Origin of the sequence: Variovorax sp. W2I14, from assembly GCF_050435205.1 — a bacterium.
GTDB lineage: Bacteria > Pseudomonadota > Gammaproteobacteria > Burkholderiales > Burkholderiaceae_C > Variovorax > Variovorax paradoxus_C.
In genome coordinates this window covers 925438-945902 of the sequence record NZ_JBNDJX010000001.1, presented here as the reverse complement: position 1 = coordinate 945902, position 20465 = coordinate 925438, and the positions used below count along the sequence as shown (strand labels likewise).

Sequence of the window (20465 nt, the reverse complement as noted above, 5' to 3'; positions counted from 1 at the left end):
TCAGGCTGCCTTGTTCGGCAGGCGCAGCAGGCTCAAGCCCAGCAGCACGAAGGCACCGCCGGACACGCGGTTGAAGAGCTTCGACCGGCGCGGATCGGACAGCTGCTTCTTCAGCATCCGCGCGAGCAGCACATAGAACGCATGCGACAGCACCGAGCCCGCAGCGAAGGTGGCCGTGAGCACCGCGAACTGCCCGAGGATCGGCGCATCGTGCGTGAGGAACTGCGGGAACAGCGCCGAGAAAAAGAGGATGCCCTTGGGATTGGTGAGCGCCACGGTCACGCCGTTGCCGAACAGGCGCCATGCTGCGCGCGGTGCGGCCGGCGTTCCGGGCACGGCCAGATCGGAGAACACGCTGGCCCGGTTGCGCCACTGCTTGATGCCCAAGTAGATCAGGTACGCCGCGCCGGCTACCTTCAGCACCATGAACGCGGAGGCCGAAGTCGTCAGCACCACGCCCAGCCCCGCCATCGCGGCGGCCGACACCATGAACAGGCCCACCGCATTGCCGAGCGAACTGATCATCGCGCGTCGCGGGCCCACGGAGATCGAGTTCGACACCGCGAGCAGCACGGCCGGACCGGGGGTGAAAGCGACAAGCAGCGTCACGCCGCAAAAGATGAGCCAGTTGGAGAGATGCACTTTCGGAGTTCCTGCGCGAAAGGTGGACAAGGGACGAGACGGGGGAGCGGGAAACTATAGTCCGACGGCCCGCCGCCCGCCCGGGCCGCGCCAATTGCCCCTCACCTCTGGACAAAGAACATGGTCACCTGCTACCTGCGCTACATCGTCGACGCCTACAAGCTCAAGGAATTCGAGCACTACGGCAAGCTCTGGATTCCGCTGGTCGAAAAGTTCGGCGGCAAGCACCACGGCTACTTTCTGCCCTCGGAAGGCGCGAACAATGTCGCGCTGGCGATGTTCAGTTTTCCGAGCCTCGCGGCCTATGAGAAATACCGCGCCGACTCGATGCAGGACCCCGAGTGCCAGGCGGCCTTCAAGTACGCAGAGGACACACGCTGCATCCTGAGCTACGAGCGCAGCTTCTTCAGGCCAGTCTTCGAATAAGTCTCAGGCGCCGAGCGCCACGCACAGCGCGTGCAGGTTCGGCACGATCAACTGCGGCCGCGCGCCATGCACCCAGGGGCGCTCGTCGCGCACCAGCCACGCGGCCTGCATGCCCGAGTTGAGCGCGCCGACCACGTCAAGCTCTGCGTCGTCGCCCACATGCAGCACATCCTTGGGCAAGAGGCCGACCGACGCCGCGGCGGCGCGAAAGATCGGTGCATGTGGCTTGCCGCTGCCGAAGGCGCGGGCATTGAACGCGGTCCGAAACCATCGGCCCACGCCGGTCTGGTGAATGTCCGCATTGCCGTTCGATACCGCGACCAGCGGATAGCGTTCGCTGAGCCACTTGAGCGCGGGCAGCGCATCGTCATAGAGCGTCACGCGCTGGCGCTCGGCGAAGAAGGCGTCGAAGGCAGGGTCGGCCAGCGCCGGGTCTTCGCCGGAGCGCTTGAGCGCAGTGCGGATCGACTCGCGGCGCAGCGCGCTCAGGTCGTGCGCGAGGTCCGAGCGCTCCTTCTCGGTGGCTTCGCGCAGTTCGCGCAGGATGCCGGGCGTGAGCAGCAGCGAGGCTGTCTTGGGCGCCTCGCGCAGCAGCCATTCCTGCAGCACGGCTTCGGCGCGTTCGATGGTCGGCCAGATGGGCCAGAGGGTGTCGTCGAGGTCGAGCGAGATCGCGGAGATGCGTTGGACATCGAGCGGCGCGGCGTTCGCCGGCGCTGTGGGGGCGGAGGTCATGCCTGAGAATATCGCATGCCTCAAGCCCCGACGAATGCCTCGACCAGCGCGGCCACAAACACCAGTTCCTCCAATGACCGCACCGCCGTCCTCTGGTGCAACCTGGGCTCCCCCGACGCCCCCACCGCCGCCGCCGTTCGCCCCTACCTCGCCGACTTCCTGGGCGACCCGCGCGTGGTCGAAATTCCGAAAGTGCTCTGGGCGCTCATCCTTCACGGCATCATCTTGCGCGTGCGGCCGGCCAAGTCCGCCGCCAAGTACGCGAGCATCTGGATGCCCGAAGGCTCGCCGCTCAAGGTATGGACGCAGAAGCAGGCGATGCTCCTGGCAGGCTGGCTCGGCGAACGCGGCCATCGCGTGACGGTGCGCGATGCGATGCGCTACGCCAACCCGTCGATCGCATCCCGCCTCGACGCGCTGCAGGCCGAGGGCACGACGCGCGTGCTGGTGCTGCAGGCTTATCCGCAGTACTCGGCCACCACCACCGCGAGCGTGATCGATGCGGTGAACGACTGGAGCCGTAAGCAACGCCGCATTCCCGAATTCCGCTTCGTGAACCAATACCACGACGATCCCGCCTACATCGACGCGCTCGCGCAAGGCATCGAGCGCCACTGGAAGACCGAGGGCCGCGGCGAAGTGCTGCTGATGAGCTTCCACGGCATTCCCGCGCGCAACATCGCGCTCGGCGATCCGTACCAGGCGCAGTGCCTCGAAACCGCGCGCCTGCTCGCGGCGAGGCTCGGACTTTCCGATGCGCAGCATCGCGTCACCTTCCAGTCGCGCTTCGGCCGCGCCAAGTGGCTCGAGCCCTACACCGAACCGACGCTGAGCGAGCTCGGCGCGAAGGGCGTGAAACGCGTCGATGTGGTGTGCCCGGGCTTCCCGGCCGACTGCCTCGAGACGCTGGAAGAAATCGCCATGGAAGGCCGCGAAGCCTTCCTGCATGCGGGCGGCCAGGCCTTCAGCTACATCCCGTGCCTGAACGACAGCCCGGCATGGATCACCGCGCTGGCCGGCATCGCCGAACGCAACCTCGCGGGCTGGCCGACCAAGTAGCTCACTCAGCCCGCGGCCTTGCGAGCCAGCAGCGCCTGGATCGCCGCTTCCATCTCGGCGTATTCGCCTTCGCCGAAGTGCTGGCGCATCACCTGCCCCTTGGCGTCGACCAGGTAGAACGCCGGCCAGTACTGGTTGTTGTACGCCTTCCAGGTGGTGAAGCCGTTGTCCTGTGCCACGGGGTAGCGGATGTTGAAGCGCTCGATCGCGTCCTGCACGTTGCGCGTCGACCGCTCGTAGGCGAACTCCGGCGAGTGCACGCCGACCACGACGAAGCCTTGGTCTTTATAGGTCTCGTACCAGCGCACCACGTGCGGCAGGGTCCGGATGCAGTTGATACAGGTGTAGGTCCAGAAGTCGACCAGCACCACCTTGCCCGCAAGCCCCTGCATCGTGAGCGGCCCCGAGTTGAGCCATTTCTCGATGCCCGCGAACTCGGGTGCGCGGCCATAGTCCTTGAGGCCCGGCGATGCGGCGAGCGCACCCTGCATCGGCCAACCGGCCATGGCAGCCGCGCCTGCAGCAAGACCTGAAAACGCCCTTCTCGACAGCAACTTGCCCATGATCGCAACCCCATTCGTGTCAGACCGACAGCGGTCTGGCGCGATTGTTGAGCGCGCGCCTTGTCAGCGCGCATGTGTCACGGCAATTTGAACTTTGTCGCAAGGCCGTGACGAATGGCGATCAGAACTTGCCGAGGTAATCCAGCTTGCCGATCGGCATGCCGCTGTGGCGCAGCACGTCGTAGGCGGTGGTCACATGGAAGAAGAAATTGGGCAGTGCGAACTGCAGCAGGTAGCGCTGCGCAGTAAAGGTGGCTTCGCCCTCGCGCGTCTTGATGGTCACGGGGCGCTCTTCCTGGCCGTCGATGAGCGCGCGGTCCACGGTCACAAGGAAATCCTGCGTCTTGCGAATGCGGGCCACCAGGTCGTCCCAGGTTTTTTCCTCGTCGGGGAAGCTGGGCGCCGTGATGCCCGCGATGCGCGCCGTGCCGAGCTTGGCCGCATCGCTCGCGCGCTGGATCTGACCGACCAGCGTGAGCATGTCGGGCGCAAGGCGCGCATCGACCAGCGTGGCGGTGTCGATGCCGTTGGCCTTGGCGTGCGCCAGGCTCTTGTCGAACAGGTGAGTCAGTTGCCCGAGACCGCGGGTGAAAACCGGGACGGACAGGTCGTACAGCGAGAGCGACATGGTGAGGCGAGCCTTGTTGTGGTTGAAGTCGGCGGCGATTGTGCTGCCGCCGCCCGTTCAACGACCGGCCGCCCGAATAAACCCCTCGATGGGCTCCAGTTGTTCGGGCACGTTGAGCGCAGGCGCGTGACCGCACCCCTGGATTTCGATGACCTGCAGCCGTCCCTCGGCACCCGGCCCGCGGCGCCGCATCTCCTCGACGACCTCGGGCAGCACCAGGTCCGACTCGGCGCCGCGCAGGCACAGCACCGGCACCTCGATCGCGTCGTAGTGCGGCCAGATCAGGTAGTCGTTGTCGTGCGCGCTGAACTGCTTGACCATCGCCGGGTCGTAGTGCGGCGTCACGCGGCCGTCGGCGAGGCGACGGGTGGAACTTTCGGTGAGGCGACGCCACTGCGCATCGCTGAGCCAGCCGTAGGGCTTGTAGACGGTCCGAAAGAACGCCTCCAGCTCGGCCACCGTGTCGAACGAAGGCGGCTGGCCCGCATAGGCGCGGATGCGCTCGATCGCCGCTTGCGCAAGCTGTGGCGCGTTGTCGTTGAGCGTGAGGCTCGCGATGCGTGCCTTCATGCGCGGCTCGAACAGACCCGAGGCGCACACCATGCCGATCGCGCCGCCCATCGAGGTGCCGACCCAGTGCACGCGGCCGAGGCGCAGTTCGTCGCACAGCGCATTGGCAAGGCGCGCGTAGAAGGAGAGCTGGTACTCCTCGTCGGGCAGCGGGCTCCATTGGCTCAAGCCGCGGCCGATGGTGTCGGGACAGATCACGCGGAAGCCGCGCGCCGCGAAGTGCTGCGCCAACTCGTCCATGTCGCGGGCTGTGCGCGCGAGGCCATGCCAGGCGATGACCACCGGCGCATCGGGCGGGCCCCATTCGAGCCAGTGGATCTCGCGGCCCGCGAGCTCAGCGTAGTGCGATGTGGGGATGAGAGGCGCGCTCATCGTGCCGCCCTCGCCCGCAGCTTGCCGACGATGCCGGTCGGGAAGTAATACACCGAGAGCACGAACAGCACACCCAGCCACAGCAGCCAGCGGTCGGGCGACAACAGCGCCGAGAGCCACGGCAACCCGCTCGCCGCCTCGCTGCCCAGCCGCAGCAAGTCCTGCAGGTAGCTCTGCGCCACCACGAACAGCACCGCGCCGATGGCCGCGCCGTAGATGGTGCCCATGCCGCCGATCACCACGATGAGCAGCACGTCGATCATGATCTCGAAGCTCAGCGAGGTGTCGGGCCCGTTGTAGCGCAGCCAGATCGCGAGCATCGCGCCGGCCAGCGTGGCGAACAGCGCCGACAGCACGGCGGCGGTCGTGCGGTACACCACCACGCGATAGCCGATGGCCTCGGCGCGGAACTCGTTCTCGCGGATCGCCTGCAGCACACGGCCGAAGGGCGAATTCACGATGCGCAGCAGCGCGAGCACCAGCACCACGGCGGCGACGAACAGCAGGTAGTAGCAGAGCAGCCGGCCATCGAGCGAAACGCCGAGGAAAGGCTCTTCAGCAAACTCGAAACTCGGCGAGATCAGCTCGGGCAGCTTGAAGGTCAGGCCGTCTTCGCCGCCGGTGAAGTCCGACAGTTGCGAGGCCAGCGTCTGGAACGCCGAAGCCACGGCCAGCGTGATCATCGCGAAGAAGATCGCGCGCACCCGGAGCGAAAACAGGCCGATCGCGAACGAGAGCACCAGCGAAATCGCGAGCGACGCGCCCAGCCCCACGAGCACCGCGCCCCAGTTGGGCCCGAGCCGCGAGGCCGAGATGGCAATGCCATACGCACCGATGCCGAAGAACATCGTGTGCGCGAAGCTCACGATGCCGGTGTAGCCCAGCAGCAGATCGAAGCTCGCGACCAGCACCACGAACACCAGGATCTTGGCCGCGACGCTGAGCGCCTTCACGCCCGGGAAGATGAACGGCGCGAACGCCAGCGCGAGGAACAGCGCCACCAGCAGCAGCGCCAGGAGGCGGCTGCGGGGCATGTCGTTGGAAAGAAGTCGTTTGAGGAACATGGGTGTCTTCTTCCTCAACGGTTCGCCACGGGGTACACACCCTGCGGCCGCCACAGCAGCACGGCCACCATCAGGAAGATGCTCGCGAACTGCGTGAGCGTGGGCAGCAGGAAGCCGATGTAGTTGGTCATGAGACCCACGAGCAGCGCGCCGATGAGCGCCCCGCCCGTAGAGCCGAGCCCGCCGATGATGATCACGATGAAGATCAGCACGTTGACCTGCGCGCCCATTTGCGGCACCAGGTTCTGCTGGAAGAGGCCCCACATCACGCCGCCCAGGCCCGCGAGGGCACTGCCCACCACGAACACGCCGACGAAGAGCCGTCCAATGCGGTAGCCGAGCGACTCGACCATCTCGCGGTCCTGCACGCCGGCGCGGATCAGCAGGCCGATCTTCGTGCGGCCCAACGTCCATGCGAGCAGGCCGAACACCACCACGCCCACCGCGACAGCGAGCAGGCGGTACTTGCTGATGGCCGCATCGCCGATCAACAGCGAACCACGCAACGCCTCGGGCAACGGCAGCGGCACCTGCGCCGGCCCCCAGATCACCTTGATGAGCTCCTCGCCGATGATCATCCCGCCCATCGTGATGAGGATCTGCTTCAAGTGCTGGCCATACACCGGCCGCACGATGAAGCGCTCGAAGGCGAAGCCGACCGCGCCCGCGACGGCCATCGCGACCAGCATCGCGGGGAACACCGCGACGAGGTTGCGCCAGAGTTCCTGCGAACCGGTCCAGTCGCCCATGAGGCCGAGCACGCTGCTCGCCACGAAGGCGCCGAGCGCGATGAACACGCCGTGGCCGAAGTTCAGCACGTCCATGAGGCCGAACACCAGCGTGAGGCCCGAGGCGATGATGAAGATGATCATGCCCATCGCGAGGCCCGCGACCGTGAGCGTGAGCCAGGTCGAGAACGAGCCGGTGAGCGGCAGCGCGACGAGCGCGAGCACCGGAGCAAGAAGCAGCGGCTTCCAGTCGAAGTCGAGTGCTTTCATTTCTGCGCTCCCTTTTCTTGCTCCTTCCCCCTCTGGGGGAAGGCTGGGATGGGGGCTGACGGCGCTTGCAAGGCCGCGCTGTATCGAAGGCCGCGAGCCCCCACCCCAACCCTTCCCCAGAGGGGGAGGGAGTAATACGTCGAATACTTCATAAGGCCAGTCCGAGCAGCGATTGCTGCAGTTGCGCATCGGCGGAGAACGCCGCCATCGAGCCGCTGTGCACCACGCGGCCGTTGTCCATCACCGCGACGTTGTCGCCCAGGCGCTGTGCGAAGTTGATGTTCTGCTCCACCAGCAGGATCGTCACGCCGCTGCGCTTCAACTCGGCGAACGCGTCGATCATGTTGTTGATCATCACGGGCGCGAGGCCCTTGCTGGGCTCGTCGATCAGGAGCAGCTCGCGCGGCTCGACGATGGCGCGCGAGACCGCCAGCATCTGCTTCTGCCCGCCCGAGAGCTTGCCGGCCGGGTGGTTCCAGAACTTCTCGACCGCGGGAAAAAGCTTGAAGATCCACTTCAGGCGCGTGTCGTCGATCTGCCCGGCATTCTTCGCGGCGCGCGCGGCGAGCAGCATGTTCTCCTTCACCGTGAGGTCGGAGAAGATGCCCATGTTCTCGGGCACGTAGGCGATGCCCAGGCCCGCGATCTGGGGCGTCTGCATCGCGGTGATGTCCTTGTCGGCGAAGCGCACCCTGCCCTCGGAGGCATGCCACAGGCCCATGATGGTCCGCAGCGTGGTCGTCTTGCCCGCGCCGTTGCGGCCCAGCAGCATGGTGAGCTGGCCTCGGGGCACGGCGAGGTCCACGCCGTGGAGGATGTGGTACGCGCCGATGTGCGTCTGTACGCCTTCGAGGGTGAGAAGGTTCTGAGCACTCATCGGTCTTGCTCCTTCCCCTTCCGGGGGAAGGCTGGGATGGGGGCAAGCGGCGCTGGCAAGGCCGCGGCGGTGTCGAGGCCGCGAGCCCCCACCCCGGCCCTCCCCCGGGAGGGGAGGGAGAAATTCAAATTCATCATCAGGCGTTTCATGCCGTGGCCTCCTTCGCGATGCCCAGGTAGGCCTCCTGCACCACCGGCGAGGCGATCACCTCGGCCGGTTCGCCATCGGCCACCAGCGTGCCGTTGTGCAGCACGATGATGCGGTCCGCGAGTTCGCGCACCACGTCCATCTTGTGCTCGACCAAGAGGATCGTCTTGGTCTTGTCCTGCTTGAGCTTGCGGATCAGGTCGAGGATGACCGGCGCCTCGGCCGCATTCATGCCGGCCGTGGGTTCGTCGAACATGAACACCTTGGGCTCCAGCGCCATGAGCAACGCCACCTCGAGCTTGCGCTGGTCGCCGTGCGGCAGGCTCGCGACCGTCGCGTGTTCGCGCGACTTCAGCGCCACGTCCGCGAGGATCTGGTCCGCGCGTTCGGTCAACGCCTTGTGATCGCTCCAGATGCTCCAGAGGTTCAAGCCCCGCCGGTGCGCCCCCTTGCGCGTGGCCTGCACCGCCAGCCGCACGTTTTCGAGCACCGTGAGATTGGGGAACAGGTTGGTGAGCTGGAAGGCCCGCCCCAGCCCCGCGTGCGTGCGCGCGGACGGCGACAGGCCCGAGAGCGATTGCCCATCGAGCGACACCGTGCCGGCACTCGCCTTGAGTTGCCCCGAGATCAGGTTGAAGTAGGTGGTCTTGCCCGCCCCGTTGGGGCCGACGATGGCCGTCAGCGTGCCCGGCGCAAAAGCGCAGCTCACGCTGTTGACGGCCACGTGCCCACCGAAGCGGATGGTCAGGTCTCGGGTCTCAAGCATCGTTGGTCATTGCAAAAAGAAAGGTGTCGTGTCGAAATCGACCGGCCTCAGCAGGTGCCGATCACGTAGTAGTTCGGGCCGGTCTGCTTCAGCGTGGTGGTCACGTAGATGTTCCACAGGCCCATGGCTTGCGCCGAGCCGTAGGCATACGTCAGGCCCCACAACGCATAGGCGCGCCCGGCCAGCGTGTGCGCATAGTTGCTCGCGGTGTAGCAGGTGCCGCCGGTACCGCCCGAGGTGGTGGTGCCGGTGGCGGCCGTCGACATCGCGCCCTGCGCGTTGCTCGCGTCCAGCGCCGCCACGGTCCAGCTGTAGGTGGTGGATGCGGCCAGGCCGGTGTCGGTGTAGCTGGTGCCCGCAACCGGTGCCGCGTTGACCTTGCTGCCGCCGCGGTACACGTTGTAGCCGGTGGCGCCCGAGACGCCGGCCCAGCCGATCACCATGCTGCTGGCGGTCGCGCCCGAGGTGCCGACGCCGGTGGGCGCCGGCAGCGACGAGCTACCGCCCGAGCTGGTCACGCGGTCGACCATGGCCTTCATCGCCGCCATCTGCGGGCCCGACTTCTTCGCGTAATTCACGCTGTCGTAGCCCCACCAGTCCCAGCAGCTGTTGGTGGCCGCGGTGCTGGTCTGCGGGTAGATGAGCACGATGTTGTTGGTGTCGGCCCAGCGGTTGTAGCCGGTCTTTTTCACGTACTGGTCGCCCACGTCGGTGTAGTTCTGCTTGCAGCCGTGCAGCACCAGGTGCACGCGGCACGAGGCGGTGGCGCAGGCCTGCGGCACGTAGATCCAGCCCGTGGCGGCCGCGCCGTGGCCGGTGATGAATTCCGACTGGTTGAACTCGGTGAAGGTGCCGCCCAGCGTGCCGTTGTTGCGCGGGTTCAGCGGGCCGTACAGGTGCGTGAGGATCTCGCCCGCGAGGTCGAAGCCGCAGTTGTTGATGTAGGGCGAGGCCGTGGTGCTGCAGGCGCCGCCGTAGTCGTCGGTGACCATCGCGTGGCCCGCGCCCAGGTTGTTCTTGTAGACCGTGTTGGCGGCCGGCACGAAGCTCTGGTAGTAGGTCTTCAGGTCGTCCATCACCGCCTGCTTGACGGTGTTGTCGGCGGTGCCGGAGAAGAGGTAGACCTTGGAACCGGTCATGTTCGACACCGGGTCGATCGTGCCGCTCGCGGCCCAGCTGTTGGTGGTGCTCACGAGCGTGGACACCGGGATGCTGGTGCTGTGCGTCATGCAGCGCCCCGTGGCGTTGAGCACCGAGCCTTCGGCGCAGTAGTACGGTCCACCGGCCACGATGCCGGCGCCGCGCTTGAAGGTGGCCGAATAGGCCACGTGCAGTTGCACCGCCATGAAACCGCCGGCCGAGAGGCCCGACACGCTCACCTCCGCCGGGTTGGCGTTGAGCGCCGGCAGCGGCACCGCCGCCAACGCGGCATGCGCCGCCACCGTCATTACCGCAGCCGCGGCCAGTCCCTTCCAGTTCCTTCTCATCGCTTGCATCGCTGTCTCCTTGTGTTGTGGGTATCGAACGCTTGCTTGCAGACTGACGAATCGGCCGTGGATCGCGCCGGCCTCGCGCGGACGCAGGCTGGCGCTTCGCCCGGCGGCCATCCGGGGCGAAATGGGAGCGGCGCTTTCTTGCGCGCCGCGCGGTTCAGGGGACGATTGCGCTGTGTCGATCAGCGCTTGTTCTTGATCGGAATGTCCATCTCTTCAGGCTTGATCTCATGGACCAATTCCGGCACGCCCCAGGCGAACGCCGGGTCGACCTTGATCTTGAAGTGGTACATCGACTGCATCGCCTGGTGGTCTTCCTTGCGGAAGGTCATCTTGCCCTTGGGCGTGTCGAAGCTCATGCCTTCCATCGTGCTGATGAGCTTGTTGGTGTTGGTGTCGCCGCCCGTCTTCTTGAGCGCCGTCACCACCGCCATCGCTGCCGAGAAACCGCCGGCGGTGAAGAAGTCCGGCGGCGTCTTGAACTGCTTGTAGTGCGCCGACACCATCGCCTCGTTCACCGGATTCTTCGGGATGCCGAAGTAGTAGTACGCGGCGCCCTCCATGCCCGGCAGCGCCTTGTACGCGGCCATGGCCGGCAGGATGTTGCCGCCGGTGGCGATCTCGATGTTGTAGCGCTTCAAGTCGAGGTCGACGATCTTGAACGGGTTGCCCGCGCCGGCCCAGACGATCCAGATGATCTTGCGGCCTGGCTGGTCCTTCAGCTTGTCGATCAGGCGCTGCGCGCCGGCGGTGAAGTCGGTGGTCGCGGGCGGCAGGTATTCCTCGTGCACCAGCTTCGCTTTCTTGAGCGCGGCGCCGAAGGCCTTCACGCCGTCGCGGCCGAAGGCGTTGTCCTGCGCGAGCGTGGCGACGGTGACGCCGGCCTTGTCGACCGCCACCGCGTTGGAGATCGCGTCCTGGCTCGAATTGCGGCCGGTCCGGAAGATGTACTTGTTCCACTTGTCGCCGGTGATCGAGTCGGCCACGGCGGGTTCGACCAACAGGATCTTCTTGTATTCCTCGGCCACCGGCAGCATTGCGAGCGCCACGCCCGAAGCGGTCGGGCCGACGGCCAGCGCGGCCTTGTCATCCGAATAAGCGGCCGCCAGCAACGACTTGCCGAGGTCCGGCTTGCCCTGGTCGTCCTTCTCGATGACCACGAGCTTCTTGCCGTTGACCGTCATCGTGCCGCCGGTGGCGTAGTCCAGGCCCATCGCGAAACCGGTCTGGGTCTGCTTGCCGTAGGCCTCCAGCGGACCAGTCTTGCTGTAGATGTGGGCGATGCGGATTTCGTTGGACTGGGCCCAGGCGGGGGCGGCAGCGGCGCAGGCGGAAAGCGCGGCCAGCGCGACGAGGTGGCGACGGATCATATTTATGTCTCCTGAAAGTGGTGACTGAATATTGCACAGTTCGTGCCACACGCCCAACTCATTGATTACAAAGGTTTCTTCATTGGGAAGAAGCCTTTTTCGCCTGATTTCAGAACACTTGTTGTGACTGAATTTCAGGCAACTGTCTTTTTATCAGTCAGGGTTTACTAGGAGCTTGCGCGCCGCGATCCAGCGCTGGAATTCGCGCTCGGCCTGCATCCGGAACTCGTTGCGCGTGTGGTTGCAGATCGCGTGGGCGAGGCGGCGATGCTTCTGGTTGCGCACGCCGCCCAGCGTCGAGTCGATGAGGTGCTCGATGGTCGCGGACTCGGGCCGGCCATGCGGCTCGTCGAAGTCCATGGGGAGGCCGCACCAGTGGCAGTTGGGGCCGAAGGTGGAACGGAGGGCTCGGACGCTCATGACGATTGCCCCTGGCTCGTCATGCGCTCGTACAACGTCGCGCGCGAAATGCCCAGCAGTCGCGACGTCGCAAGCTTGTTGCCGCCCGTGCTGGCCATGGCCGCCGCGATGGCCTTGCGTTCCAGTTCCGCGACCTGCTGCGCCAGGGGCCGCAGCAACGCCGCTTCTTCATCGCCATTCGCATGCGACAGATCAGGCAACTCGATCTGCTCCAGCCCCGCTTCCCGCAGGATGCGTTCGAGCTGCACGGCGTCGATGCGTTGCGAATCGCTGCGCATCGTCACCTGCTCCAGCACGTTGCGCAGCTCGCGGATGTTGCCGCGCCAGTGCTGGCCCGCGAGCAGCGCGAGCGCATCGGGCGTGAGTTCGGGCGGCGCCTCGCCGCTGCGCAGCGCCATGTCTTCGCCCAGCGCCTCGACCAGCGCGGGAATGTCGCTGCGGCGCTCCCGCAGCGGCGGCACGCGCAAGGGCAGCACGTTGAGGCGGTAATAAAGGTCTTCGCGAAACAGGCCGCGGCGCACCAGTTCGGGCAGGTCGCGCGAGGTGGCGGCGATCACGCGCGCATCGAAGGGCACGAGCTTGTTGGAGCCGAGCGGCTCGATCTCGCCCTCCTGCAATGCGCGCAGCAGCTTGGCCTGCAGGCCGAGCGGCATGTCGCCGATCTCGTCGAGAAAAAGGCTGCCGCCGTCGGCCAGCTTGAACTTGCCTTCGCGGCCTCGCCTGTCGGCGCCGGTGAAGGCGCCGGGCGCGAAGCCGAAGAACTCGGCCTCGAGCAGCGTGTCGGGCACGGCCGCGATGTTGACGCTGACGAACATGCCCTTGGCGCGCGCCGACGATGCATGGATCGCATGCGCCAGCAGCTCCTTGCCGGTGCCGGTTTCGCCCAGCAGCAGCACCGGGCTGGTCGACTGCGCCGCGCGGCGCGCATGGCGCTTCACTTCCACTGCGGCCGGGCTGCTGCCGATGAAGCTCGCGAAGGTGTACTTGGAGCGCCGCTGGCCGTCGGGCGCGTGCTGGTAGAGCGGGTTGTTGCGCTGGCTGGCCAGTTCGCGCCGCGCATCGTCGAGGTCGCGCTGCAGCAGCGCGAACTTGCTGATGAGCGGCTGCAGTGTGGTCTCGGGCTGGTCGAACAGCACGATGCCGATGGCGCCGATCACGTCGCCCGCGCCGCCTTCGGGACCATCGCTCTCCGCACGCAGCGGAATGCGGCTGACCACGAAGGTGCCCGCCTTGTTGGTCAGCAGGTCCACCAATATCGGCTCGCCGGTTTCGAGCACGCGGCGCATCTGCGTGTTGGGGATCACGTCCTCGACCATGTGGCCCAGGAATTCGTCGATGGAGGAGAAGCCCAGCGCCGGCAGGAAGCGCCGGTAGCCCTCGTTGACCCACACGATGCGCCCGCTGCTGTCGACCAGGAACATGCCCTGGCTGATGCTGGAGAACAGATGGAACATCGAGCGCGCGGCGAGCGCGAGGATGCCTTCGGCATCGAGGGGCAAGGCGGGGGGAGCAGGCATGGGCGGATCGTAACTGTGCATCGAAAGACAACAAATCCGGCCTCGATGCAGAGCCGGAAATGCCCGGAACGGCGTCGAAGAAAAAAAGCCTTCAGCAACCCTTAAGTAAATCAATCGTTTGATTTCGTCCGTGGTTTAATGCCGGGCATGAACGCGAGGGATCCCATCATTTCCACGCCGCCTCGTGCGCCCCGTGCACCGCGCGCCGATGGCGCCGAGGCGCGCCATCGGCTGCTGCACACCGCGCTGCGGCTCTTCGCGCAAAAGGGTTTCGCCAAGACCTCCACCCGCGAGATCGCCCGCGAGGCCGGGGTCAACATCTCGGCCATCAGCTATTACTTCAGCGACAAGAACGGCCTGTACGGCGCCTGCTTCACCGAGCCGATGGGTGGCGACTCCGACGACCTGGTGGCGATCTTCAGCACGCCCGACCTCACGCTCGAAGAGGCGCTGCGCATCTGCTTCACCTCGGTGATCGAGCCGCTGAAACAGGGCGAGATCGTGCGGCAGTGCATCCAGCTGCACATGCGCGAGATGCTGGAGCCGACCAGCCAGTGGGCCAAGGAGATCGAGCGCGACATCAAGGGCCCGCACCGCGCCATCGTCGAGCTGCTGTGCCGCCACCTGAAGCTGGAGCGTGCCGACGACGACATCCACCGCCTGACCTTCGCGATCACGGGGCTCTCGATGCAGCTCTACGTGAACCAGGATTTCATCGAGGCGGTGCGCCCCTCGCTCCTGCGCACGCCGCGCAGCATCGACACCTGGGCCAACCGGCTCACCGTCTACGCGCTGGCACTGGTGCAGGCCGAAGCCGCGCGCCGGCAGGCCCTGGCCGCCGACGAGAAAGCCGCAGCAACCGCGACTGCCGCCTCCCCGGCACGCGCCGCGAGAAAGAAGCCATGAGACGACTCCGACCGATTGCCTCCCTCTGCCTCCCCCTGGCGTTGAGCCTTGCCCTCGTGGGCTGCGGCCTCACACGCCCGCCAGCCAAGGTCGAGGCGCCCTTCCCTCCGCAATGGAATGCGCCTCTGCCCCATGGCGGCTCGCTCGCATCGCTGGCCGACTGGTGGCGCCAGCTCGACGATCCGCTGCTCGTCGAGCTGATCGCCGCGGCCGAAAACGCCAGCCCCAACCTCGCGAGCGCCGCGGCGCGCGTGGCCGAGGCGCGCTCCACGCGCGTGCAGGCCGGCGCGGCGCTGCTGCCCAGCCTGGACGGCACGGCGTCGGCGAGCCGCGGCGTCTCGGGCTCGTCCTTCAGTGGGGGCGGCACGAGTTCTTCTTCATCAAGCAGCAGCTCTGCCGCGGCGGCCACGGCACCGCTCACCACGCTGCAGGCCGGCCTGCAGTCGAAGTGGGAAATCGATCTCTTCGGGCGCCTGCGCGCCGACCGCGATTCGGCCCAGCAGAAGCTCGACAGCGCGACCGCCAAGTGGCACGACGCACGCGTGGCCGTCGCGGCCGAAACCGCCAACGCCTATTTCGCCGAGCGCGCCTGCCGCCAGCAGTTGCGCGTGTCCGAATCCGATGCCAAGTCGCGCAGCGAAACCTCGCGGCTCACCGACCTGTCGGCGCGCGCCGGCTTCACCGCGCCGGCCGATGCGGCCCTCGCCCGCGCCAGCGCCTCGGACGCTTCGGGCCGCCTCACGCAACAGCGCGCCCAATGCGCGATCCAGCGCAAGGCGCTGGTGGCGCTCAGCGGCATCGACGAACCCACGCTCGCGCAGAAGCTCGCCGTCTCGCACACGCAGCGCGCGCTGGTGGTGATGGGCGGCATCGAGAGCGTGCCGGCGCAGGCGCTGTCGCAGCGGCCCGATGTGTACGCGGCCGAACTCGCCGTGGCATCGGCCAGCGCCGACGTGGGCTCGGCGGAGGCCGAGCGCTATCCCAAGCTCAGCATCTCGGGTTCGATCGGCCGCACGCAGATCCGCACCAGCGGTTTTCGCGAGTCGCTGGAGACCTGGACGGTCGGGCCGGTGTCGCTCACCGTTCCGCTGTTCGACTTCGGCGCGCGCACGGCCAACACCAATGCGGCCAAGGCGCGCTACGCCGAGGCCGTGTCGCTCTACCGCGCGAACGTGCGGCAGGCGGTGCGCGAGGTGGAAGAAGCGCTCGTCAACCTCGACGCCACCGAAGCCCGCACCACCGACGCCGACAGCGCGGTGAAGAACTACCAGGCCTCCTTCGACGCCACGCAGGCGCGCTACAGCAGCGGCCTGGCCAGCCTGTTCGAGCTGGAAGACTCGCGCCGCACCCTCTTCGCCGCGCAGACCGCGCGCGTCACGCTGCAGCGCGAACGCGCCGAAGCCTGGGTTTCGCTGTACCGCTCGATGGGCGGCGGCTGGAACCGGACCGACTCGTCAGCGTCCTCGTCAATGACCTCTTCCTCGACCTCTACGGTTGCGACGTCACCATGAAAACAATGAAGCGTTCCACCCTCGTCATCGCGCTGCTGGCGCTCGTCATCGTCGTCGTTGCGGCCGTGTGGCTCGTGCGCAGCAAGCCCTCGGGCACGCCTGCCGAGCAGGCCGCGGCGGCCAAGGCCAAGGACGCCAAGGACGGCGCACCGGGACCCAAGCCCGCGCTCACCGTCACCGTCGCCAAGCCCGAAGCCACCGAGCTGACCGTCACGCTCGCGGCCAACGGCAACGTGGCCGCCTGGCAGGAGGCCGTGGTCGGCTCCGAGTCCAATGGCCTCCGGCTCGCCGAGGTGCGGGTGAACGTGGGCGACGTGGTCAAGAAGGGCCAGGTGCTCGCGGTCTTCTCGCCCGAGACGGTGCAGGCCGACATCGCGCAATCGCGCGCCTCGCTCGCCGAAGCCCGCGCCACCGCGGCCGACGCCGCCGGCAACGCCGCGCGCGCCCGGACGCTGCAGGCCACCGGCGCGCTGAGCCAGCAGCAGATCAACCAGTACCAGACGACCGAGCAGACCGCCAAGGCGCGCGTCGAAGCCGCCGAGGCCGTGCTGGCCGCGCAGCAGGTGCGCGGTCGCAACACGCAGGTGCTGGCGCCCGACGACGGCGTGATTTCCGCGCGCACCGCCACGGTGGGCAGCGTGGTCGCGGCCGGCACCGAGCTGTTCCGCCTGATCCGCCAGGGCCGCCTCGAATGGCGCGCCGAAGTCACCTCGGCCGAGCTCGCCCGCATCGCGGTCGGCACGCCCGCCTTCGTGGTCAGCGCCAGCGGTGCGCAGGTGCGCGGCAAGGTGCGAAGCATCGCGCCGACGGTCGATCCGCAGACGCGTGCGGCGCTGGTCTATGTCGACCTGCCCACGGTCCTGCAGAACACCGGCGTGAAGGCCGGCATGTTCGCGCGCGGCGACTTCGACCTCGGCCGCAGCTCCGCGCCCACGGTGCCGCAGGCCTCCATCGTTCCGCGCGACGGCTTCAACAACGTGTTCGTGCTGCAGCCCGACAACCGCGTCTCGCAGATCAAGGTGCAGATCGGCCGCCGATTGAACGACCGCATCGAGATCACGAGCGCGCTGCCCGAGGGCGCACAGGTTGTCGTGCAGGGTGCGGGCTTCCTGAACGACGGCGACCTGGTGCGCGTGGTGGCGGCAACGCCGCCGGCTGCGGCACCTGCACTGGCACCGGCGGCAGCCCAGCCGGCGAAGCCCGCGGCCTCCGCCTCGGTCGCCAAGTAAGACAAACAAGGACACGCCCATGAACGTTTCCGCCTGGTCCATACGCAACCCGATTCCGGCGGTGATGCTGTTCGTGCTGCTCACCTTCGGTGGGCTGCTGTCGTTCAACGCGATGAAGGTGCAGAACTTTCCGGACATCGACCTGCCGACCGTCACGGTCTCGGCGTTGCTGCCCGGTGCCGCGCCTTCGCAGCTTGAAACCGACGTCGCGCGCAAGCTCGAGAACTCCATCGCCACCGTGCAGGGCCTGAAGCACATCACCACCAAGGTGCAGGACGGCGCCGCCACGCTGATCGTCGAGTTCCGCCTCGAGAAGCCCGTGCAGGAAGCCGTGGACGACGTGCGCTCCGCGGTGCAGCGCGTGCGCGCCGACCTGCCGGCCGACGTGCGCGACCCGGTGGTCACCAAGCTCGACCTGGCGGGCCAGCCGGTGCTGGCCTTCACCATCGCCTCCACGCAGATGGACGCCGAGGCGCTCAGCTGGTACGTGGACAACGACGTCACCAAGAAGCTGCTCGCGCTGCCCGGCGTGGGCGCGGTGAACCGCGTGGGCGGCGTCACGCGCCAGGTGCACATCGACCTGGACCCGGGCAAGCTGCAGGCGCTGGGCGCCTCGGCCGCAGACATCTCGCGCCAGCTTCGCCAAGTGCAGGTCGAGAGCGCGGGCGGCCGCTTCGACCTGGGCGGCAGCGAACAGCCGGTGCGCACGCTCGCCACCGTGCAGTCGGCCGACCAGTTGAACGACATCCAGATCGTGCTGTCCGACGGTCGCCGCGTGCGGCTCGATCAGGTGGCGCGCATCAGCGACACCATCGCCGAGCCGCGCTCGGGCGCCTTGCTCAACGGCAAGCCCGTGGTGGGCTTCGAAGTGGCCCGCAGCCGCGGCGCCAGCGAAGTGGAAGTGGGCCGCGCGATACAGAAGGCGCTGGGCGAGATGCGCGCGCAGCGGCCCGACATCGAGCTGACCGAAGCCTTCAACTTCGTCGACCCGGTGGAAGAGGAATACAACGGCTCGCTGCACCTGCTGTACGAAGGCGCCATCCTGGCGGTGATCGTGGTGTGGCTCTTCCTGCGCGACTGGCGCGCCACTTTTGTCTCGGCCGTGGCGCTGCCGATGTCGGTGATTCCGGCCTTCATCGGCATGTTCGTGCTGGGCTTCTCGGTCAACGTCATCTCGCTGCTTGCGCTCTCGCTGGTGGTCGGGATCTTGGTGGACGACGCGATCGTGGAGGTCGAGAACATCGTGCGGCACCTGCGCATGGGCAAGACGCCCTACCAGGCGGCGATGGAGGCGGCCGACGAAATCGGCCTGGCGGTGATCGCCACCACCTTCACGCTGATCGCGGTGTTCCTGCCCACGGCCTTCATGAGCGGCGTGGCCGGCAAGTTCTTCAAGCAGTTCGGCTGGACCGCCTCGCTCGCGGTGTTCGCCTCGCTGGTGGTCGCGCGGGTGCTCACGCCGATGATGGCCGCCTACATCCTGAAGCCCGTCGTCGGCGAAGAAAAAGAGCCGGGCTGGCTGCGCTGGTACATGCGCGCCGTGGAATGGAGCACGCACAACCGCTTCAAGACCATGGTGCTGGCCACCCTCTTCTTCTTCGGCTCGCTGGCGATGATCCCGCTGCTCAAGACCGGCTTCATTCCGCCGGACGACAACTCGCAGACGCAGATCTACCTGTCGCTCGCGCCGGGCTCCACGCTCGCGCAGACCACGGCGGCCGCCGAGGAAACACGCAACCGCGTGATGAAGATCGACCACGTGAAGAGCGTCTACACCACGGTGGCCGGCGGCAGCGCGGGCGGCGACCCGTTCGCGAGCTTCGGCACGCCCGAGACGCGCAAGGCCACGCTCACCATCAAGCTGGACGAGCGCGGCGACCGGCCGCGCAAACAGGTGATCGAGAACCAGATCCGCACCGCCCTGGAAACCCTGCCCGGCGTGCGCAGCACCGTGGGCCTGGGCGGCTCAGGCGAGAAGTACATCCTGGCCCTCACCGGCGAAGACCCGGTGGCGCTGGCAGCCGCCGCCAGCGCGGTCGAGAAGGACCTGCGCACCATCGCGGGCCTGGGCAACATCACCTCCACCGCGAGCCTGATCCGCCCCGAGATCGCCGTGCGGCCCGACTTCGCGCGCGCCGCCGACCTGGGCGTGACCAGCGCCGCCATTGCCGAGACGCTGCGCGTGGCCACGCTGGGCGACTACGACCAGTCGCTCGCCAAGCTCAACCTCGCGCAGCGGCAGGTGCCGATCGTGGTGAAGCTGGAAGACTCGGCGCGCAAGGACCTCGAGCTGCTCGGGCGCCTGTCGGTGCCGGGCGCACGCGGCCCCGTCATGCTGAGCCAGGTGGCCTCGCTCACGATGGAAGGCGGCCCGGCCGTCATCGACCGCTACGACCGCTCGCGCAACGTCAACTTCGAGATCGAACTCTCCAGCGTGGGCCTGGGCGATGCGAAGACCGCGGTGATGGCGCTGCCCTCGATCCAGAAGCTGCCGCCTGGGGTGCGCGTGACCGAGGTGGGCGATGCGGAAGTGATGACCGAGCTCTTCGCAAGCTTCGGCCTCGCGATGCTCACCGGCGTTCTGTGCATCTACATCGTGCTGGTGCTGCTGTTCAAGGACTTCCTGCACCCGGTGACCATCTTGTGCGCGCTGCCGCTCGCACTGGGTGGTGCCTTCGTGGGCCTCTTGATCGGGCAGAAGGCGCTCTCGATGCCTTCGCTGATCGGGCTCATCATGCTGATGGGCATCGCGACGAAGAACTCGATTCTTCTGGTCGAGTACGCCATCGTGGCGCGCCGCGACCACGGCATGAGCCGCTGGGACGCGCTGCGCGACGCCTGCCACAAGCGCGCGCGGCCCATCATCATGACCACGCTCGCCATGGGCGCCGGCATGCTGCCGATTGCCGTAGGCTTCGGCGCCGCCGACTCCAGCTTCCGCTCGCCGATGGCGATGGCGGTGATCGGCGGGCTGATCACCTCGACCGTGCTGAGCCTCTTGGTGGTGCCGGCGGTGTTCACCTACATCGACGACATCGAGCACTGGATACGGCGCACCGTGCGCAAGCTGCGCGGCCAGCCGGCCGATCCGCACATCGACGACGACCTGCGAGAAAACCCGGCCGACGACAGCGGCACACCGGCCCGGACCAGCGCCTGACAACCCCGAGCC

General features: G+C 67.3%; 19 protein-coding genes. 6 read left to right on the top strand and 13 right to left on the bottom strand.

Going from position 1 to position 20465, the window contains the following annotated elements; translation table 11 throughout:
• On the bottom strand, window positions 1–642 hold the full coding sequence (locus QF040_RS04450; protein ID WP_306876799.1) for a LysE family translocator: 642 nt from the start codon (window positions 640–642) through the stop codon (window positions 1–3).
• Window positions 643–762: 120 nt separating this feature from the next.
• Here QF040_RS04450 and QF040_RS04445 point away from each other — a divergent pair, with 120 nt between their 5' ends.
• On the top strand, window positions 763–1068 hold the full coding sequence (locus tag QF040_RS04445) for an NIPSNAP family protein (protein ID WP_013541845.1): 306 nt from the start codon (window positions 763–765) through the stop codon (window positions 1066–1068).
• 3 nt (window positions 1069–1071) lie between these two features.
• On the opposite strand, the gene QF040_RS04440 is transcribed toward QF040_RS04445, so the two are convergent.
• Entirely contained in the window at window positions 1072–1803 is a 732-nt protein-coding gene (locus QF040_RS04440) for an HAD family hydrolase (RefSeq protein ID WP_429610002.1), read from the bottom strand.
• Between the two features lie 15 nt (window positions 1804–1818).
• Between QF040_RS04440 and hemH the strand changes: the two genes are divergently transcribed.
• A complete protein-coding gene (hemH, locus tag QF040_RS04435; RefSeq protein ID WP_429610001.1) occupies window positions 1819–2862 on the top strand; it encodes a ferrochelatase in 1044 nt (347 codons plus the stop codon).
• Window positions 2863–2867: 5 nt separating this feature from the next.
• Here hemH and QF040_RS04430 read toward each other — a convergent pair whose 3' ends face one another.
• The 11 genes from QF040_RS04430 to QF040_RS04380 all read right to left on the bottom strand — a co-directional run bounded on the left by QF040_RS04430 (window position 2868) and on the right by QF040_RS04380 (window position 13647).
• A complete protein-coding gene (locus QF040_RS04430) occupies window positions 2868–3368 on the bottom strand; it encodes a thioredoxin family protein (protein WP_429610000.1) in 501 nt (166 codons plus the stop codon).
• 178 nt (window positions 3369–3546) lie between these two features.
• On the bottom strand, window positions 3547–4053 hold the full coding sequence (locus QF040_RS04425) for a DUF1993 domain-containing protein (protein ID WP_429609999.1): 507 nt from the start codon (window positions 4051–4053) through the stop codon (window positions 3547–3549).
• A 57-nt stretch (window positions 4054–4110) separates the two neighbouring features.
• Window positions 4111–4995 (bottom strand): alpha/beta fold hydrolase, encoded by an 885-nt coding sequence (locus tag QF040_RS04420; protein ID WP_429609998.1) that lies wholly within the window; start codon window positions 4993–4995, stop codon window positions 4111–4113.
• The gene (locus QF040_RS04415) at window positions 4992–6059 is read right to left on the bottom strand and encodes a branched-chain amino acid ABC transporter permease (RefSeq protein WP_307607381.1); all 1068 of its coding nucleotides are present in this window, start codon (window positions 6057–6059) and stop codon (window positions 4992–4994) included. The genes QF040_RS04420 and QF040_RS04415 overlap by 4 nt, the downstream gene beginning before the upstream one ends.
• Before the next feature lie 14 nt (window positions 6060–6073).
• Window positions 6074–7057, bottom strand: coding sequence for a branched-chain amino acid ABC transporter permease (locus tag QF040_RS04410; protein WP_429609997.1), 984 nt, complete (start codon window positions 7055–7057; stop codon window positions 6074–6076).
• Between the two features lie 148 nt (window positions 7058–7205).
• Window positions 7206–7934, bottom strand: coding sequence for an ABC transporter ATP-binding protein (locus QF040_RS04405; protein WP_429609996.1), 729 nt, complete (start codon window positions 7932–7934; stop codon window positions 7206–7208).
• Between the two features lie 145 nt (window positions 7935–8079).
• Complete coding sequence (locus QF040_RS04400; protein ID WP_429609995.1) at window positions 8080–8847, bottom strand: ABC transporter ATP-binding protein; 768 nt, start codon at window positions 8845–8847, stop codon at window positions 8080–8082.
• A 47-nt stretch (window positions 8848–8894) separates the two neighbouring features.
• Window positions 8895–10343 carry an extracellular catalytic domain type 2 short-chain-length polyhydroxyalkanoate depolymerase gene (locus tag QF040_RS04395; RefSeq protein ID WP_429609994.1) on the bottom strand — a complete coding sequence of 483 codons (1449 nt, stop codon included), beginning with the start codon at window positions 10341–10343 and terminating at the stop codon, window positions 8895–8897.
• 179 nt (window positions 10344–10522) lie between these two features.
• Window positions 10523–11710: a substrate-binding domain-containing protein gene (locus QF040_RS04390; RefSeq protein WP_013541857.1), complete on the bottom strand. Its 1188-nt coding sequence runs from the start codon at window positions 11708–11710 to the stop codon at window positions 10523–10525.
• Window positions 11711–11863: 153 nt separating this feature from the next.
• Entirely contained in the window at window positions 11864–12130 is a 267-nt protein-coding gene (locus QF040_RS04385; protein WP_429609993.1) for a hypothetical protein, read from the bottom strand.
• Window positions 12127–13647 carry a sigma-54 interaction domain-containing protein gene (locus QF040_RS04380; protein ID WP_429609992.1) on the bottom strand — a complete coding sequence of 507 codons (1521 nt, stop codon included), beginning with the start codon at window positions 13645–13647 and terminating at the stop codon, window positions 12127–12129. Before QF040_RS04380 ends, QF040_RS04385 begins: the two co-directional genes overlap by 4 nt.
• 138 nt (window positions 13648–13785) lie before the next feature.
• Here QF040_RS04380 and QF040_RS04375 point away from each other — a divergent pair, with 138 nt between their 5' ends.
• From QF040_RS04375 to QF040_RS04360, 4 genes are read left to right on the top strand one after another with little or no spacing between them, the layout of a single operon-like run.
• The gene (locus QF040_RS04375) at window positions 13786–14553 is read left to right on the top strand and encodes a TetR/AcrR family transcriptional regulator (RefSeq protein ID WP_429609991.1); all 768 of its coding nucleotides are present in this window, start codon (window positions 13786–13788) and stop codon (window positions 14551–14553) included.
• Entirely contained in the window at window positions 14550–16064 is a 1515-nt protein-coding gene (locus tag QF040_RS04370) for an efflux transporter outer membrane subunit (protein ID WP_429609990.1), read from the top strand. Before QF040_RS04375 ends, QF040_RS04370 begins: the two co-directional genes overlap by 4 nt.
• The gene (locus tag QF040_RS04365; RefSeq protein ID WP_429609989.1) at window positions 16061–17293 is read left to right on the top strand and encodes an efflux RND transporter periplasmic adaptor subunit; all 1233 of its coding nucleotides are present in this window, start codon (window positions 16061–16063) and stop codon (window positions 17291–17293) included. The genes QF040_RS04370 and QF040_RS04365 overlap by 4 nt, the downstream gene beginning before the upstream one ends.
• 19 nt (window positions 17294–17312) lie before the next feature.
• Entirely contained in the window at window positions 17313–20453 is a 3141-nt protein-coding gene (locus QF040_RS04360) for an efflux RND transporter permease subunit (protein WP_429609988.1), read from the top strand.
• Window positions 20454–20465: the final 12 nt, after the last annotated feature.

Coding starts and splice junctions, on each gene's coding strand:
- QF040_RS04440 (WP_429610002.1), bottom strand. CDS start 1,803: ATGACCTCCGCCCCCACAGCGCCGGCGAACGCCGCGCCGCTCGATGTC.
- QF040_RS04390 (WP_013541857.1), bottom strand. CDS start 11,710: ATGATCCGTCGCCACCTCGTCGCGCTGGCCGCGCTTTCCGCCTGCGCC.
- QF040_RS04425 (WP_429609999.1), bottom strand. CDS start 4,053: ATGTCGCTCTCGCTGTACGACCTGTCCGTCCCGGTTTTCACCCGCGGT.
- QF040_RS04375 (WP_429609991.1), top strand. CDS start 13,786: ATGCCGGGCATGAACGCGAGGGATCCCATCATTTCCACGCCGCCTCGT.
- QF040_RS04410 (WP_429609997.1), bottom strand. CDS start 7,057: ATGAAAGCACTCGACTTCGACTGGAAGCCGCTGCTTCTTGCTCCGGTG.
- QF040_RS04405 (WP_429609996.1), bottom strand. CDS start 7,934: ATGAGTGCTCAGAACCTTCTCACCCTCGAAGGCGTACAGACGCACATC.
- QF040_RS04445 (WP_013541845.1), top strand. CDS start 763: ATGGTCACCTGCTACCTGCGCTACATCGTCGACGCCTACAAGCTCAAG.
- QF040_RS04370 (WP_429609990.1), top strand. CDS start 14,550: ATGAGACGACTCCGACCGATTGCCTCCCTCTGCCTCCCCCTGGCGTTG.
- QF040_RS04360 (WP_429609988.1), top strand. CDS start 17,313: ATGAACGTTTCCGCCTGGTCCATACGCAACCCGATTCCGGCGGTGATG.
- QF040_RS04420 (WP_429609998.1), bottom strand. CDS start 4,995: ATGAGCGCGCCTCTCATCCCCACATCGCACTACGCTGAGCTCGCGGGC.
- QF040_RS04380 (WP_429609992.1), bottom strand. CDS start 13,647: ATGCCTGCTCCCCCCGCCTTGCCCCTCGATGCCGAAGGCATCCTCGCG.
- QF040_RS04430 (WP_429610000.1), bottom strand. CDS start 3,368: ATGGCCGGTTGGCCGATGCAGGGTGCGCTCGCCGCATCGCCGGGCCTC.
- hemH (WP_429610001.1), top strand. CDS start 1,819: ATGCCTCAAGCCCCGACGAATGCCTCGACCAGCGCGGCCACAAACACC.
- QF040_RS04415 (WP_307607381.1), bottom strand. CDS start 6,059: ATGTTCCTCAAACGACTTCTTTCCAACGACATGCCCCGCAGCCGCCTC.
- QF040_RS04395 (WP_429609994.1), bottom strand. CDS start 10,343: ATGCAAGCGATGAGAAGGAACTGGAAGGGACTGGCCGCGGCTGCGGTA.
- QF040_RS04400 (WP_429609995.1), bottom strand. CDS start 8,847: ATGCTTGAGACCCGAGACCTGACCATCCGCTTCGGTGGGCACGTGGCC.
- QF040_RS04365 (WP_429609989.1), top strand. CDS start 16,061: ATGAAAACAATGAAGCGTTCCACCCTCGTCATCGCGCTGCTGGCGCTC.
- QF040_RS04385 (WP_429609993.1), bottom strand. CDS start 12,130: ATGAGCGTCCGAGCCCTCCGTTCCACCTTCGGCCCCAACTGCCACTGG.